The organism is Streptomyces sp. NBC_00358 (assembly GCF_036099295.1).
GTDB lineage: Bacteria > Actinomycetota > Actinomycetes > Streptomycetales > Streptomycetaceae > Streptomyces.
On the sequence record NZ_CP107976.1, the window covers coordinates 4,312,000 to 4,325,313 of the forward strand.

Annotated in this window: 10 protein-coding genes; 3 read left to right on the plus strand and 7 right to left on the minus strand. The window is 72.1% G+C overall.

Features of this window, described 5'->3' with window-relative positions:
* Positions 1-48 precede the first annotated feature (48 nt).
* Both OHT01_RS18150 and OHT01_RS18155 read right to left on the minus strand, forming a co-directional pair.
* The gene (locus OHT01_RS18150) at positions 49-333 is read right to left on the minus strand and encodes a peptidase (RefSeq protein WP_328558158.1); all 285 of its coding nucleotides are present in this window, start codon (positions 331-333) and stop codon (positions 49-51) included.
* A 78-nt stretch (positions 334-411) separates the two neighbouring features.
* Entirely contained in the window at positions 412-732 is a 321-nt protein-coding gene (locus OHT01_RS18155) for a peptidase (RefSeq protein WP_328554186.1), read from the minus strand.
* 134 nt (positions 733-866) lie between these two features.
* Here OHT01_RS18155 and OHT01_RS18160 point away from each other — a divergent pair, with 134 nt between their 5' ends.
* Positions 867-3,032 (plus strand): serine/threonine-protein kinase, encoded by a 2,166-nt coding sequence (locus tag OHT01_RS18160; RefSeq protein ID WP_328554187.1) that lies wholly within the window; start codon positions 867-869, stop codon positions 3,030-3,032.
* 68 nt (positions 3,033-3,100) lie between these two features.
* On the opposite strand, the gene ilvD is transcribed toward OHT01_RS18160, so the two are convergent.
* The 4 genes from ilvD to OHT01_RS18180 form a co-directional block, all read right to left on the minus strand.
* Positions 3,101-4,954 (minus strand): dihydroxy-acid dehydratase, encoded by a 1,854-nt coding sequence (ilvD, locus tag OHT01_RS18165; RefSeq protein WP_328554188.1) that lies wholly within the window; start codon positions 4,952-4,954, stop codon positions 3,101-3,103.
* A gap of 372 nt (positions 4,955-5,326) precedes the next feature.
* The gene (locus tag OHT01_RS18170) at positions 5,327-5,953 is read right to left on the minus strand and encodes a TetR/AcrR family transcriptional regulator (protein ID WP_328554189.1); all 627 of its coding nucleotides are present in this window, start codon (positions 5,951-5,953) and stop codon (positions 5,327-5,329) included.
* Entirely contained in the window at positions 5,950-6,774 is an 825-nt protein-coding gene (locus tag OHT01_RS18175; RefSeq protein WP_328554190.1) for a sugar phosphate isomerase/epimerase family protein, read from the minus strand. The genes OHT01_RS18170 and OHT01_RS18175 overlap by 4 nt, the downstream gene beginning before the upstream one ends.
* An 850-nt stretch (positions 6,775-7,624) precedes the next feature.
* Positions 7,625-8,557 (minus strand): Ppx/GppA phosphatase family protein, encoded by a 933-nt coding sequence (locus tag OHT01_RS18180; RefSeq protein WP_328554191.1) that lies wholly within the window; start codon positions 8,555-8,557, stop codon positions 7,625-7,627.
* Positions 8,558-8,682: 125 nt separating this feature from the next.
* Here OHT01_RS18180 and OHT01_RS18185 point away from each other — a divergent pair, with 125 nt between their 5' ends.
* Complete coding sequence (locus OHT01_RS18185; RefSeq protein WP_328554192.1) at positions 8,683-9,522, plus strand: hypothetical protein; 840 nt, start codon at positions 8,683-8,685, stop codon at positions 9,520-9,522.
* A gap of 143 nt (positions 9,523-9,665) precedes the next feature.
* On the opposite strand, the gene OHT01_RS18190 is transcribed toward OHT01_RS18185, so the two are convergent.
* On the minus strand, positions 9,666-11,462 hold the full coding sequence (locus tag OHT01_RS18190; protein ID WP_328554193.1) for a BACON domain-containing protein: 1,797 nt from the start codon (positions 11,460-11,462) through the stop codon (positions 9,666-9,668).
* Positions 11,463-11,873: 411 nt separating this feature from the next.
* Here OHT01_RS18190 and radA point away from each other — a divergent pair, with 411 nt between their 5' ends.
* Positions 11,874-13,283 carry a DNA repair protein RadA gene (gene radA / locus OHT01_RS18195; protein WP_328554194.1) on the plus strand — a complete coding sequence of 470 codons (1,410 nt, stop codon included), beginning with the start codon at positions 11,874-11,876 and terminating at the stop codon, positions 13,281-13,283.
* The last annotated feature ends 31 nt before the right edge of the window (positions 13,284-13,314 follow it).

The window sequence follows — 13,314 nt, forward strand, 5'->3', positions numbered from 1 at the left end:
GTCCCGGCTCCTCCGGCCGCCGCGGGTGCCCTGGGGCCGTGGCGTCGGTCAGGAGCACGCCGGAGCGACATAGCCGTCGCTGCCCGTATGCACGTACGCGTCCGACACGAACTGGCCGTTCGAGATGTTGTCCCAGATGTTCGTGGTCCCGTAGTAGCCGCTGACTGTGTCCCCGGGGCACTGACAGTAGATGGGGACACTCGAGCCCTCGGGCAGATCGCGGACAATGCTGAAGTGCACACCCGGGCCGCTGCGGACATGCAGAATCGCACCCGGCGCGATGGGGTACGTACGCAACGTTGCCGAGGCCTGGGACGTGGCCCCTGCCACCATCAGAAGCGCCGCGGTGGCCCCTCCGACCAGCATGGCCCGTCTGGCCGACACGATCTTCACAGTCATTCCCCTTTGTCGTCAGGAGCACTTGACGGCGACGTAGCCGTCGCTTCCCGTATGCACGTACGCGTCCGACACGAACTGCGCGTTGGCGATGTTGTCCCAGATCGTCGAGGTCCCGTACGGGCCGGTGACGGACTCTCCCTGGCACTGGCAGCGGATGGGGACACTCGAACCGGCCGACAGCGTGCGGACGATCGGATAGTGAGTGCCCGGGCCGCTGCGGACGTTGACGTTGTGGCCTGGTGCGAGCGGGTAGGTGAGGAGCGCCTCGGCCGACAGCGGCTCGGCTTCCGCCGACTCCGTCGAGCCTGTGATGGCGACGTCTTCCACGGCCATATCGATCTCCCCCGTTGATTGGTTCACGCCAAAAATATGCTGCGCGCCGAGGCTAGCAAGCCGTCGAGGTTTCGCACGAAGGATCGACTAGGCTCTGCGCGTCGCGCATGCGGTCGATCCCACGGGGGTGAGTGATGCCGCCACAGCGCAGCACCGGTACGGACTCGGAAGCGGAACATCCGCGCTACGCCGGGCAGTACCTGCTGGAGGCGAGACTGGGCTCCGGTGGCATGGGAATCGTGCATCTGGCGCGGTCCGCCTCCGGGTTGCGGCTGGCCGTCAAGGTCGTGCACGCCGAGTTCTCGCAAGACCCCGAGTTCCGGGGGCGGTTCCGTCAGGAGGTCGCGGCCGCGCGTCGGGTCAGCGGTGCCTTCACCGCGCCCGTGGTGGACGCCGATCCCGAGGACGAACGCCCTTGGATGGCAACCCTGTTCATACCCGGGCCGACACTCGCCGAACACGTGAAGCGGAACGGCGCGCTGTCCTCGGCCCGGTTGCGCCATCTGATGGCCGGACTCGCCGAGGCCCTGAGGGACATCCACCGGGCCGGGGTCGTCCACCGTGACCTCAAGCCCAGCAATGTCCTGCTGGCGGAGGACGGGCCGAAGGTCATCGACTTCGGCATCTCCCGTCCGTCCGACAGCGAACTCCGCACGGAGACCGGCAAATTGATCGGCACTCCGCCGTTCATGGCACCGGAGCAGTTCAGCAGGCCACGGCATGTCGGGCCGGCCGCCGACGTGTTCGCCCTCGGCTCGGTGATCGTGCACGCGGCCACCGGGAGCGGGCCGTTCGATTCGGACAGCCCCTATCTGGTCGCCTATCAAGTCGTCCACCACGAACCGGACTTGACCGGCGTGCCGGAGGACCTGGTCGACCTCGTGTCGCGCTGCCTCGCCAAGGAGCCCGAGGACCGGCCCACGCCGGACGAGCTGATGACCGCGCTGCGTTCGGTCTCGGCCTCTTACGACACCCGGGCCTTCATTCCCGAACAACGCACCGGGGAAAGGAAGTCGGCGCCGCCTGCGCGGAAAGTGGCGCTGCGGCCACGCCACGAGCGTCCGGAAGGCGCCGAGGACCTCACCCACGTGGCCGCCCGGACGAGAGGCGGACGGCGATGGCGGCTGCCCGCCGTCCTTGCCCTGACGGGACTCGCCGCCGCTGTCGTCGCCGCGGGCGCCTTCGTACGGTTCGGCGGGACGGAGACTCCCGCGGCGGAGAAGCGCGTGGTGCAACCGTCGAAGAGCGACGGCTTCGCGCCCTGGGACGTGAAGCTGACCGCCGTAGGCGCCAAGGCCACCGGCCAGCCGCGATGCGCCTACGGTGCACACCGGTTGTACTGCGCCCGGCCCGGCGCGCTGGCCATCGCGGTCGATCCCGCGAACGGCAAGGTTCTCTGGTCGCGACCGGACCCGGGATGGCGGAGCGACGACGTACCGAGCGCACCGGTCCTGTCCGGCGGGCTGCTCCAGATCCTCAGCAAGGGCGGGCACCGGCTGACAGCGCTGGATCCGGCCACGGGAAAGACCCGCTGGGACCGTGACACGACGCGCTACGACGGCGGGATCGCCCACGTCGGTGCCGTCGTCCTGCTCACCGGCCACGACTCCGAAGTCACCGCTCTCGACGCCACGACCGGCAAGAAGTTGTGGCAACACGCCCTCCCTGGACAGTCGTTGCCGAGATTCTCGTCGTACGGGGACGGAGTCGCTTACGCCGTCTCACCGGACGGGAGCCGGACCCGGGTGACGGCGGTCGATCCCGAGACCGGCGTCGTGAGCTGGCAACGGCGCCTGGACCAGGCGCTGAACCTCGTGCACGCCCGTGCCGGGGTGCTCTGGTTCACTTCCACGAACAGCCACCAGTACACCGACGCCGTCGTGCGCTACGACGTCACCCACCGGACGGCCAAGCGCGTCAGGCTGCCCCTGCCGCTGCCCGGAGCGCAAGCAGTCGTCCACGGGGACACGGCGTATCTGCTGGCCGACGGCGGAGCACTGGTGGCGGTGAACACCCGGACCTCGGCCCAGTCGTGGCGGGTGGAGACCTCCGTGAGCTGGTCGTCGGCCCCCACCGTGTCCGGCGACCGCCTCTACCTGAGTGCCGCCGACGGACGGCTCCTGGCGGTCGACACCGCCCATGGCGCGCTGCTCGGTCAGACCAGGGCGCGCCTCGGCGGCGAGCGGGGTTCGCTGGTCAACGCCCTCCCGTCCCCCGTCACCGCCGACAACCACATCTACGCCACCGCCCCCGACGGCACCCTCTTCGCGGTCGACGGGCGGGATCCCTCGGGCTGGTGAGACGTGAAGGGGCCGCCCCGGCAGGGACGGCCCCTTCACACAGCTTCACCGGCCCGGGGCCGGGCGACCTAGCCCAGCTTCGAGACGTCCCGGACCGCGCCCTTGTCCGCGCTCGTCGCCATCGCGGCGTACGCGCGAAGGGCGGCGGAGACCTTGCGCTCGCGGTTCGCGGGGGCGTAGACGCCGTTCAGGGCCTCGCGACGGGTGGCCAACTCCTCGTCGGAAACGAGGAGTTCGACCGAGCGGTTCGGGATGTCGATGCGGATGCGGTCGCCGTCCCGGACGAGGGCGATCGTGCCGCCGGACGCGGCCTCCGGGGACGCGTGGCCGATCGACAGGCCCGAAGTCCCGCCGGAGAAGCGGCCGTCGGTGATCAGGGCGCAGGTCTTGCCGAGGCCGCGGCCCTTGAGGAACGAGGTCGGGTAGAGCATCTCCTGCATACCGGGGCCGCCCTTGGGGCCCTCGTAGCGGATGACCACGACGTCGCCGTGCGTGATCTGCTTCTTGAGGATCTTGTCGACGGCCTCGTCCTGGGACTCGCAGACGACCGCGGGGCCCTCGAAGGTCCAGATGGACTCGTCGACGCCCGCCGTCTTCACGACACAGCCGTCGACGGCCAGGTTGCCCTTGAGGACCGCGAGTCCGCCGTCCTTGGAGTAGGCGTGCTCGGAGGAGCGGATGCAGCCGCCCTCGGCGTCCTCGTCCAGCGCCTCCCAGCGCTCGGACTGGGAGAAGGCCTCGGACGAGCGGACGCAGCCGGGGGCCGCGTGCCACAGTTCGATCGCCTCGGGGGACGGGGAGCCCGCGCGCACGTCCCACGTCTTCAGCCAGTCGGACAGGGACGGGCTGTGGACGGAGTGCACGTCCTCGTTGAGCAGGCCCGCGCGGTGCAGCTCGCCGAGCAGGGCGGGGATGCCGCCGGCTCGGTGCACGTCCTCCATGTAGTACGTGCGGTCCTTGGCGACGTTCGGGGCGACCTTGGCGAGGCACGGCACGCGGCGCGAGACGGCGTTGATCTCGTCCAGACCGAACGGGACGCCCGCCTCCTGGGCGGCGGCCAGCAGGTGCAGGATCGTGTTGGTGGAGCCACCCATGGCGATGTCGAGGGCCATGGCGTTCTCGAACGCCGCGTGCGTCGCGATGTTGCGCGGCAGGACCGACTCGTCGTCCTGGTCGTAGTAGCGCCGCGTGATGTCGACGACCGTGCGGGCCGCGTCCTCGTACAGGCCCTTGCGGGCGGTGTGGGTGGCGAGGACCGAGCCGTTGCCGGGCAGGCTCAGGCCGATGGCCTCGGTCAGGCAGTTCATCGAGTTGGCGGTGAACATGCCGGAACAGGAGCCGCAGGTCGGACAGGCGTTCTCCTCGATACGGAGGATGTCCTCGTCCGAGATCTTGTCGTTCACGGCGTCGGAGATCGCGTCGACCAGGTCGAGCGTACGGACCGTGCCGTCGACCAGGGTGGCGCGGCCGGACTCCATGGGGCCGCCGGAGACGAACACCGTCGGGATGTTGAGGCGCAGGGCAGCCATCAGCATGCCGGGCGTGATCTTGTCGCAGTTCGAGATGCAGATCAGGGCGTCGGCGCAGTGCGCCTCGACCATGTACTCCACCGAGTCGGCGATCAGATCGCGGGACGGCAGGGAGTACAGCATGCCGCCGTGTCCCATCGCGATGCCGTCGTCGACCGCGATCGTGTTGAACTCGCGGGCGATGCCGCCGGCCGCCGTGATGGCCTCGCTGACGATCCGGCCGACCGGCTGGAGGTGGGTGTGGCCCGGCACGAACTCGGTGAAGGAGTTGGCGACCGCGATGATCGGCTTCCGTCCGATGTCCGCGCCCGGTACACCGGAGGCGCGCATCAGGGCGCGTGCGCCCGCCATATTGCGGCCATGGGTGACTGTGCGGGACCTCAGCTCGGGCATCGTCGCTCGCTCCTTCGGGGAGGTATGAGGAGGGTTATGACTGAAGTCGAGCGTACGCCGGTGCTCCAGGATCCGGACAGGCCGTCCGCATCTCGGGAAACTTATCTCGACCAGCGACCACCCTCGCATGACATACGAGCAGGTCAGCGGCCTTGAGGGCCGACGGGACCGCGTCGACGACGAGCCCGCTCGCTCATGGGTTCGCCGGGTTCGTCACAGGTTCACCGGGTTCGCCACGGACTCGCCCTGGTTCTCCCGGGTTCGCCGATCTCCTCCCGGGTTCTCAGGGTCTCAGGGTCTCAGGAGTCGCCGATCTCCTGGGGCTCTCGGAGTTCTCGGAGTTCGCAGGGGCTCAGGAAACCGCCGAGCTCCTCACGGGTTCGTCAGGTGTCCCTGCACCACGGGCGCCACCCCGGCCACGACACGTTCCAGGTCCACGGAGGCCAGCGGCTCGACCTTGATCACATAGCGCAGCATCGCGACCCCGACCAGTTGGGCCGCCGCCAGCTCCGCGCGCAGTTCCGCGTCGGGGGCGTCGAGCCGGGCCGCGATCCGGCGGAGCAGCTGCGCGGCGACGAGCCTGCGGAAGACGGCGGCGGCGGTGTCGTTGTTCACCGCCGAGCGGACGATCGCCAGCAGCGGCGTACGGCTCGTGGGGTTCTCCCAGACTCCGAGGAAGAAGCGGGTCAGGCGCTCCCCGACTCCGCCGAGAGGCCCCTCGACGATCGTGTCGATCGTGTCGGGGGCGCCGATGGCGGGGGCCATGGCTCCCTCGACGGCCGCCTCGAAGACCTGCTCCTTGGTGCCGAAGTAGTGGTGCACGAGCGCTGAGTCGACCCCCGCGGACTTGGCGATACCGCGGACCGACGTCTTCTCGTACCCGCGCTCGGAGAACTCCTCGCGGGCCGCCTCCAGGATGCGGTCGCGGGTGGCGGGGCCCGCCTCCGTCTGCGTACGGGTCGGGCGTCCCCGGCCGCGACGGGGGGCGGCGTCCGTCACCTGCGGGGCACCTTCACGGCGGAGGCGAGGTGGAGCCGGGTGAAGGCGAGCGCCTCCGCCAGGTCGGCCTCGCGCTCGGCACTCGACATCGCGCGGCGGGTGTTGACCTCGATGACGACATGGCCGTCGAAGCCGGACAGGGCGAGCCGGTCGAGCAGTTCGGCGCAGGGCTGGGTGCCGCGGCCCGGGACCAGGTGCTCGTCCTTGTTGGAACCGTTCCCGTCGGCGAGGTGGACGTGTCCGAGACGGTCGCCCATGCGGTCGATCATCTGCAGGGCGTCGGTGCGGGCGGTCGCGGTGTGGCTGAGGTCGATCGTGAAGTGCCGGTAGTCGTCCTTCGTCACGTCCCAGTCCGGGGCGTACGCGAGCATCTCGCGGTCGCGGTACCGCCACGGGTACATGTTCTCGACGGCGAACCGGACGTCCGTCTCGTCGGCCATGCGCCAGATCCCGGTCACGAAGTCACGGGAGTACTGGCGCTGCCAGCGGAACGGGGGGTGGACCACGACCGTGCTCGCGCCGAGCTTCTCGGCTGCCGCACGGGCACGCTGGAGCTTGATCCACGGGTCGGTGGACCAGACCCGCTGGGTGATCAGCAGACAAGGGGCGTGGACGGCGAGGATCGGCATCCGGTGGTAGTCGCTGAGGCGGCGCAGTGCGTCGATGTCCTGGCTGACGGGATCGGTCCACACCATGACCTCGACGCCGTCGTACCCGAGGCGCGCGGCGATCTCGAAGGCCGTCGCGGTCGACTCCGGGTACACGGAGGCCGTGGACAGGGCGACCTTCGCATCCGGGATGCGCACCACTGGTTCTGCCACGAGGGACAGCGTACGGGGTGCTTCCGGCGGTTGGGGGACGGGCGGTGAGCCCGGCCGAGGGGCTCCCGCGGGGCCGTCGGAGAGGCTGGGGCGGCCTCTGGCCTGGACCGAGTTGGCCCTCCGGCGCGGGTCCGGCCCGCGGGGTGTCGGGCCCGGCCGGAACGCCGCCGTGATCGATGCCACAGCCGCCCCGGGTTCGGGGGCCCATGGTCGGCAGCCCGTTCGCGCGAGCGCCCGTCGCGACCGCCGGCCGGGGCCGCGCGTGGTCGGCGCCGCGCGTAGTCGGCGCCGCGCGTAGTCGGCGCCGCGCGTAGTCGGCGCCGCGCGTAGTCGGCGCCGCGCGTAGTCGGCGCCGCGCGTAGTCGGCGCCGCGCGTAGTCGGCGCCGCGCGTAGTCGGCGCCGCGCGTAGTCGGCGCCGCGCGTGCTCGGCGCCGCGCGTGCTCGGCGCCGCGCGTGCTCGGCAGGGGCGCGTGCTCGGCAGGGGCGCCGAGTGATCGACGGCGGGGCTCTCCCATCGCGGGAGGCCGTCGAGAGGAGGCCTGCCACCGCGGGAGGATCCGCCTTCGGCGACCGGCCCGCGGTGGGGCCGGGTCCGTCGTTCGGCGGCCGGCCCACGTGGGGCCAGGGCAGTCGCCGCCCCCCGCACCCCTTGACCGCGTCCCCCAGGACCCCTACCCGTCGCCGCCCGAGCGGGCAGCCCACCACCGCCGGACGAGCCGCCGCCCGGCGACCGGCCCACGTGGGGCCAGGGCAGCCGCTCCCCGCACCCTTGGCCGGGTCCTCCCAGGACCCCTACCCGTCGGGGTCCTCCCAGGACCCCTACCCGTCGCCGCCCGGTCGGATCCCGCGTTACTCCGACGCCATCTGGTCCAGGCGGCGCAGGATGACGCCTTCGCGCAGGGCCCAGGGGCAGATCTCCAGGGTCTCCACGCCGAAGAGGTCCATGGCGCCCTCGGCGACCAGGGCGCCGGCGAGGAGCTGGCCGGAGCGGCCCGGGGAGACGCCCGGCAGTTCGCCCCGCTCCTCGTTCGTCATGGACGTGAGACGCGGGACCCAGTCCTCCAGGGAGCGGCGCTTGAGCTCGCGCTGGACGTACAGGCCGTCCGTGGAGCGTGCGGCGCCGGCGATCCGCGCGAGCTGCTTGAACGTCTTGGAGGTCGCGACCACGTGGTCCGGAGCGCCGAAGCGGCTGAACTCCCCGACCGTCCGGGCGATCTGGGCCCGTACATGCCGGCGCAGGGCCCGCACGTCCGCCGGATCGGCCGGGTCGGTGGGCAGCCAGCCCGCGGTCAGCCGGCCGGCCCCGAGCGGCAGCGACACCGCCGCGTCCGGCTCCTCGTCCATGCCGTACGCGATCTCCAGGGAGCCGCCGCCGATGTCGAGGACGAGCAGCTTGCCCGCCGACCAGCCGAACCAGCGGCGGGCCGCCAGGAAGGTGAGCCGGGCCTCCTCCGCGCCGGTGAGGACCTGCAGCTCGACATCCGTCTCGGCCTGCACCCGGGCGAGAACCTCGTCGGCGTTGGTGGCCTCGCGCACGGCCGAGGTCGCGAACGGCAGCAGGGCCTCGACTCCCTTGTCCTCGGCGGCCTCCAGTGCGTCCTGGACCGTCTCGATCAGCTTGTCCACGCCTTCGGGGCCGATCGCCCCGCTCGCGTCGAGCAGTTGGGCGAGCCGCAGATCGGCCTTGTGCGAATGCGCGGGCAGCGGCCGGGCGCCGGGGTGGGCGTCCACCACCAGCAGATGCACCGTGTTCGAACCCACGTCGAGGACACCGAGTCTCATGTACGGAACGCTACTGCCCCCACGGCGATTCACGTGGGGCGGGGCGAAAGCCCACGTGGAAGGCCGCTCTCCGGGAAGCCGCCGGAGCGTCCTCGGAACGGGCGGAAGCGACTTACCCTGGACGCGTGCCAAAGACGAAAAAGGCGAAGCCAGACAAATCAGCCGCGGGTCCTTCGCAGGCGAAGGCCACCAAGTCCAAGAAGCCCGTGAAGAAAAGCGACGAGAAGGGGCTCGACTTCGCTCGCGCGTGGGTGGAGTTCCCTGATCCGGCCGATGACGAGCAGGTCTTCCGGTGCGATCTGACGTGGCTGACCTCTCGCTGGAACTGCATCTTCGGAAGCGGCTGCCAGGGCATCCAGGCGGGTCGCGCCGACGACGGGTGCTGCACGCTGGGGGCCCACTTCTCCGACGAGGACGACGAGAAGCGGGTGGCCGGGCATGTGGCCCGGCTGACGCCGGAGATCTGGCAGCACCATGACGTGGGGGTGGAGACGGGCTGGGTGTCCAAGGACGAGGACGGCGACCGCCAGACCCGCCCGTACGAGGGCTCCTGCATCTTCCAGAACCGTCCCGGCTTCGCCGGTGGAGCGGGCTGCTCGCTGCACATCCTGGCGATCAAGGAGGGACGCGAGCCGCTGGAGACCAAGCCCGACGTCTGCTGGCAGCTTCCCGTGCGGCGTACGTACGAGTGGATCGACCGGCCCGACGACACCCGGGTGCTCCAGGTCTCCATCGGCGAGTACGACCGCCGCGGCTGGGGGTCGGGCGGCCACGACCTGCACTGGTGGTGCACGTCGGCGACCTCGGCGCACGGCGCGGGCGACCCGGTCTACGTCTCGTACCGCCCGGAGCTGATCGAGCTGATGGGTAAGGCGGGGTACGACCGGCTGGTCCAGCTCTGCGAGGAGCGGCTGGCCGCACAGCTGCCGCTGCTGGCACCGCATCCCGCGGACCCGGTGGACTGACCGCGTCCGCGACGTACGGCGGGCGCTCCGGGTTCCTACGAGCCGGCGAGCGCTCCAGGTTCCTGCGAACCGGCGAGCCCTCCGGGTTCCTACGAGCCGGCGAGCCCTCTGGGTTCCTACGAGCCGGCGAGCGCTCCTGGTTCCTACGAGCCGTCCGGGTCGTCGCTGGCGTCCGGCGGCGGGGACGAGCCGCCCGGGTCCGAGGAGGACGGGTCGGTGTCCGTGGGTGTCGGGGTCGGGTCGGTGGGTGACGGGTCCGGGCCGGTCGGGGTCGTCGTCGGGGCCGCGGTGGACCCGGACCCCGAGGGGCTCGGGCCGGTCGCGGTGGGGTCGGGGTGACCGCCGGGCCGGGGCGAGCCCGCCGTCCCGTACCCGGCGATGGTCACCACCGCGCCCGCCGGGGCGATCGCCACCCGGGCGGTCCAGCCGCCCACCGGCTCGCGAAGATGATCGACGTACACCTTGACCGTCACCGACCCGCCCGGTTCCAGCGTTCCCGAGGACCGGCTGAGGTAGAGCCAGGACGCCCCGGTGCGCGCGGACCACTGGACCGGTGAGCTGCCGGACGCGGTCAGCGTGACCAGGGTCGTGTCGCCGCTGGTTCCGGCCGTCACCGCCAGGTGCCCCGGGGTGCTTCCGCGAGCGCTGACGACCTCCACGGAGACATCGGGCGAACGGCTGCCCCCGGTGGCGTGGGAGCCCGGTCCGGCACTGGCGTTGCCGGCGTTCTCGTAGCCGCCGGCCTGCCCGCCGTCCAGCCCCTCGGAGTCCTGGGCCTCGCTCGTGCTGGCCGGACGGCCGCCCACACCCTCCCCGGTCAGGGGCGCGCCCCGGTAGGCCGCCCAGAGGGCGAGCACGGGCGCGGCGACGACGGTGGCGACGATCGTGGTCGTGACGGCACGCGCCCGGATACGGTCCCTTCGGGCGGCGTGGTCCTTGGGGTCCATCGGGAAACCGCGCCGGTCGAAGCGCGGAGCGCTGCCCCGCGCGCGCGGGGCGTGTGCCATGGCGACGCGCAGGGCCGCGTGCGGGGCCTCCAGGACGGGAAGCGCCGCCGGCGTGACGCTGGTGCCGGGCCAGGCGCCGGGGACCGCGCGCTCGGCGGTACGGCGGCAGCGCGGGCAGTCGTCGACATGCCGGACCAGTTCGCCGCGCAGGGTGGTGCTCAGCACCAGCCTGCTGTCGCCGGTGAGCCGGGCGACGCCGGGGCAGGCACCGGTCTCCACGACGGCGAGGGCCGCCCGGGTGCGTTCGACCTCGCAGGCGGCGGAGGCGAGCAGTTCGCGCGCGGCGGCGAGGTCCATGCCGAGGACCGCGGCGACCTCGTGGGCGGCGAGCTGGTGGCGCACGGCCAGTTCGAGCGCCTCGCGCTGCTCCGGAGTGGTTCCGGCGGCCTCCGGCCAGGCCAGCAGGGAGAGTTGGCGACGGCGGTCGTCCTGGGCCTCCTCGGACACGGGGGTGGCGCTCAGCGCCTCCGCCGCGCGCCGGTCGGCGGCGGCCTTGTGCGCTCGGGTGAGGGCGGCCTCTCCTCGGGGGCCCTCGGCGCCGCTCTGCGGGTCGCTCCTGTGCGGTGCCTGTCGTCCGGAGGCGTGCGCGGCCTGCCGCTTGCGCCGGGCTTCGGTGAGCTTGCGCAGACAGGACCAGCGGGCGAGCGCGTAGAGCCAGGCCCTGCGGTCGCCGGCGGACTCCGGTCCGCGCGGGCCCCGTCTCTCGGCCAGGGCGAGGGCGTCTCCGAGGGCGGCGGTGGCCGCGTCGTGGTCGCACAGCACGGACAGGCAGTAGGTGAACAGGCCGTCCAGATAGGGCTCGTAACGCGCGGGGGGACGCTGGACGAGGGTGTGGGGGCTCGCGCCACGGGGCGCGGCCGCCCGCTTGCGCGCGGCTCCGTGCGCCCGGTGTGCGCCGGTGGTGTGCGTGGAGGTCTCCGGACTGCTGCTCATCACCCGTGCGACCGTAGGTGCCCGGGGCCAGCCCCTTCCTCCCCCTTGAGCACATTTAATCCGTACGGGTGAAACGATCCCTCATAAGGGGACAGGAACCCCCGACCTCTGGCCTGGGCTTTCACCGGCGGCGATGGCAGGCCGTGGCAGATGGGGCGGCGGGCGCTCCGTGGTGGGTCCGGTCGCGCGGGGGTGGGAACGGTGCACGGGGGTCGCGGCACGGGCTCCGGGAAGGAATCGGAGTCCTTCGCTCCGGCGGCCCGGACACGGCACGGACACGGGTCACGGAGGCCCGGGGCACACCGTGCGGTCGCCCCGGAGCGCGGGTGGATCCGGGCCCGGCGCGGCGGGATCGGGGCGGGCCGCACCGGCGCGTGCCGGGTTGTCAGTGGCTCCCGCTACGGTTCGGTCATGGCTGCCCGTACGAAAACCGCGAAGGACCGTCCGTCCTACCGCTGCACCGAGTGCGGCTGGCAGACGGCCAAGTGGCTCGGCCGCTGCCCCGAATGCCAGGCATGGGGGACGGTCGAGGAGTACGGCACGCCCGCCGTCCGCACGACGGCACCGGGCCGGGTCACCACGTCCGCGGTGCCCATCGGCCAGGTCGACGGCCGTCAGGCCACCGCCCGCAGCACCGGCGTGCCCGAGCTGGACCGTGTCCTCGGCGGGGGTCTCGTGCCCGGGGCGGTCGTCCTGGTCGCGGGCGAGCCGGGCGTCGGCAAGTCCACCCTCCTGCTGGACGTGGCGGCCAAGTCGGCGAGTGACGAACACCGCACCCTGTACGTGACGGGTGAGGAGTCGGCCAGCCAGGTGCGGCTGCGCGCGGACCGCATCAAGGCGATCCACGACCACCTCTATCTCGCGGCGGAGACCGATCTGGCGGCCGTCCTCGGCCACTTGGACGCCGTGAAGCCGTCGCTGCTCATCCTGGACTCCGTCCAGACCATCGCCTCCCCGGAGATCGACGGCGCGCCCGGCGGCATGGCGCAGGTCCGGGAGGTCGCGGGCGCGCTCATCCGCGCCTCCAAGGAGCGCGGCATGTCCACCCTGCTCGTGGGCCATGTCACCAAGGACGGCGCCATCGCCGGTCCCCGGCTGCTCGAACACCTCGTGGACGTCGTCCTGTCCTTCGAGGGCGACCGGCACGCGCGCCTGAGGCTCGTCCGAGGCGTCAAGAACCGCTACGGGACGACGGACGAGGTCGGCTGCTTCGAGCTGCACGACGAGGGCATCACCGGCCTCACCGACCCCTCCGGCCTCTTCCTGACGCGCCGCACCGAGCCCGTTCCCGGCACCTGCCTGACCGTCACGCTGGAGGGCCGCCGCCCGCTGGTCGCCGAAGTGCAGGCGCTCACGGTGGACTCGCAGATCCCCTCCCCGCGCCGTACGACCTCGGGTCTGGAGACCTCCCGCGTCTCGATGATGCTCGCCGTCCTGGAGCAGCGCGGCAAGATCAGCGCCCTCGGAAAGAGGGACATCTACTCGGCGACGGTCGGCGGCGTGAAGCTCTCCGAGCCCGCCGCCGACCTCGCCATCGCGCTCGCCCTGGCGTCCGCGGCGAGTGACACCCCGCTGCCCAAGAACCTCGTGGCGATCGGCGAAGTGGGGCTCGCGGGCGAGGTCAGACGGGTCACGGGGGTCCAGCGCAGGCTGTCCGAGGCACACCGTCTGGGCTTCACCCACGCTCTCGTACCGACCGATCCGGGCAAGATCCCGGACGGCATGAAGGTCCTGGAAGTGGCGGACATCGGCGCGGCGCTGAGTGTCCTTCCGCGCTCGCGTCGCAGAGAGGCCCCACGGGACGAGGAACAGCGCCGGTAGACTTTGCCCTGGTCTCGCCCGTCCGTACGAA